This is a genomic window from Gordonia malaquae NBRC 108250, assembly GCF_000344135.1.
Classification (GTDB): Bacteria; Actinomycetota; Actinomycetes; order Mycobacteriales; family Mycobacteriaceae; genus Gordonia; species Gordonia malaquae.
Genome location: NZ_BAOP01000074.1, coordinates 1 through 2451, shown reverse-complemented (window position 1 = coordinate 2451; position 2451 = coordinate 1). Strand labels below are relative to the sequence as shown.

The window sequence follows — 2451 nt, the reverse complement described above, 5'->3', positions numbered from 1 at the left end:
CCTTTGAGGATGGTGGCCGCCGCTTTTTCCGGGGTGGTCCTGGCGATGTTGTTGAACATCGAGGCAATGGTCGCGGTATCTGCCCCCATATCGGATACACCCCGAGCGTTATTGACGATATTTGTCTTGACGCCACCGGGGTGAACGCATGTCACCGTGACCGGATACCGGCTGATTTTCATCTCTTGGCGAAGTGCTTCGGTGAAGCCACGCACACCGAACTTGGCGGCGTTGTAGGCACTCTGACTGGGGATTCCGACCAGACCGAAGACACTGGAGGTGTTCACCAGATGACCATCACCGGAGGCGATCAGATAAGGCAGGAACGCCTTCGTCCCGTTGACGACACCACCGAAGTTGATACCCATCAGCCAGTCGAAGTCCTCCCAGGACATGTCGACGACGTCGGCGCCGAGGGCGACGCCGGCATTGTTGAACACCATATTGACGCGCCCGAATGTCGACTGGACGCCATCGGCGTAATCCTGGAACGCCGCCCGATCTGCCACGTCCAACACGGCGGTCTCGACCGTCGCCCGATGCGCGGTACGGCACATGTCCGCCGTCTCTTTGAGATGCATCTCGTCGACGTCGGACAAGGCAAGGCTGGCCCCGCGTCCGGCCAATTGGAGGGCAAGGGACCGGCCGATCCCCGAGGCGGCTCCCGTGACGACCGCGACCGGGGTCGCGTTATGGCCTGCTGTCGAACTACTCACTGTTGTGTACTCACTTCTCCGATGACCTACGGCTGGACTGTCAGGCGATCTCGTACTCGGCGGGCTCGAAGTCTTTCGTCGCTCGCCAGTACTGCCAGGTGAACCCCGGCCACACCGTACGGTTGACACCCTGCGAGTCCAGATACCAGCTCGTACACCCGCCGTTGGTCCACACGCCCTTGGCGAGCTTGTGCTGAATGTTCTTGTTGAAGTGTTCTTGAACCTCGGGCCGCACATCAACGCGCTGCGCTCCGCGACTGTCGACGGCGTCGATGGCCTTCATGATGTACTTGATCTGCTGCTCGATCATGAATACGACAGAGTTGTGTCCAAGACCTGTGTTGGGTCCGAGCAGGAAGAACAGGTTCGGGAAGCCCTCGGTGGTGATGCCGAGGTGGGTGTTGATGCCCGTCCGGTGCCAGTGCGACGGCAGGTCCTCGCCCCGCGCGCCCTTGAGGGCGAGTTGATCGAACCCGTCCGTGACATGGAACCCTGTGGCGTAAATGATCACATCTACCGGATGCGACACGCCGTCAGCGGTGACGATCGAATCCGCGGTCACCTTCTCGATCCGATCGCTGATCACTGTCGTGTTGGGCGCGGCGAGCGCAGGGTAATAGTCGTTCGATCCCAGGATGCGCTTACATCCGATGCGGTACGACGGCATCAGCTTTCTGCGTAGCTCAGGGTCGGCGATAGAACGCTCGATGTTCCACTTGGCCACTTTTTCGATTGGCCGCATAAGGTTGGAGTGGCCGTTGAGCCCGAAGGCCAGGCTCTCTGCGCCCCAGTAGACCGACCACCGAGCGAGGCGGCGTGTGATAGGGATCTTGCTGAGCACGGTCCGAAGTGCCGTCGGCACCGCGAAGTTCTTGCGTGGAAGTACCCAAGCCGGGGTTCGCTGGAAGACCGTGAGTGTGCCGGCCTCCTTCTGCACGAATGGCACGAACTGAATCGCGCTGGCACCGGTGCCAATGACGGCCACCCGCTTGCCCTGGAGGTCCACCGTGTGGTCCCACTTTGCCGAATGGAATGCCTGGCCGGCGAACTCGTCGATTCCGGGGATGTTCGGGAAGTTCGGGATGTGCAGAGCGCCGACACCGGACACGACGTACTGCGTGACGTACTCCCGGCCCGACTCGGTACGCAGGTGCCACCGGGATTCGGACTCGCTCCAGTATCCGGAGACCAGTTTCTGTCCGAAGTGGATCTTCTGGGTGATCCCACGCTTGTTGGAGATCTCTTTCAGGTACTGCTCGATCTCAGGCTGTGAGGACCACACCTTCGACCAGCTACCGCGGCTCTCGAACGAGTAGGAGTACATCAGTGACGGCACGTCGCATGCGCATCCTGGATAGGTGTTGTCGCGCCACGTCCCACCGACGGAGTCGGCCTTTTCCAGCACGATGAAATCGTTATTCCCGCGTCGGCGGAGCTGCACGGCCATACCGAGGCCGGAGAATCCGCTGCCGATGATGAGCACCTTGGTAGTGATGGGTTCGGTCGTTCCCGGGTCTGTCGCCGTGGCGGCGCGCGGCGCGCGCTTGGTGTTGGAAGACGGCATTGAGTGAAGGTCTCCTGATCAAAGAGTAGAGCGAACGGACCTGCTCGGCGCGGGACGCGTGGCAGGCAGATGTGAGGCATCCGTCTGAGCCCAGAGAGATCCGGGCGTAGGGTCGAGAGACGGATTAGCGGCCGCGTGGACTCGGCCGGGACGGGTCAGCGCAGGTCGTCG

Annotated in this window: 2 protein-coding genes; both read right to left on the bottom strand. The window is 61.5% G+C overall.

The window, feature by feature from the left end; translation table 11 throughout:
• A partial coding sequence (locus tag GM1_RS21190) for an SDR family NAD(P)-dependent oxidoreductase (protein ID WP_008382360.1) occupies positions 1-716 on the bottom strand: 716 nt, incomplete at its 3' end.
• Positions 717-756: 40 nt separating this feature from the next.
• The gene (locus GM1_RS21185; protein WP_008382359.1) at positions 757-2280 is read right to left on the bottom strand and encodes a flavin-containing monooxygenase; all 1524 of its coding nucleotides are present in this window, start codon (positions 2278-2280) and stop codon (positions 757-759) included.
• Positions 2281-2451: the final 171 nt, after the last annotated feature.

Excerpts from the sequence above, each read along its gene's own strand:
- GM1_RS21185 (WP_008382359.1), bottom strand. The coding sequence starts at position 2,280 with ATGCCGTCTTCCAACACCAAGCGCGCGCCGCGCGCCGCCACGGCGACA.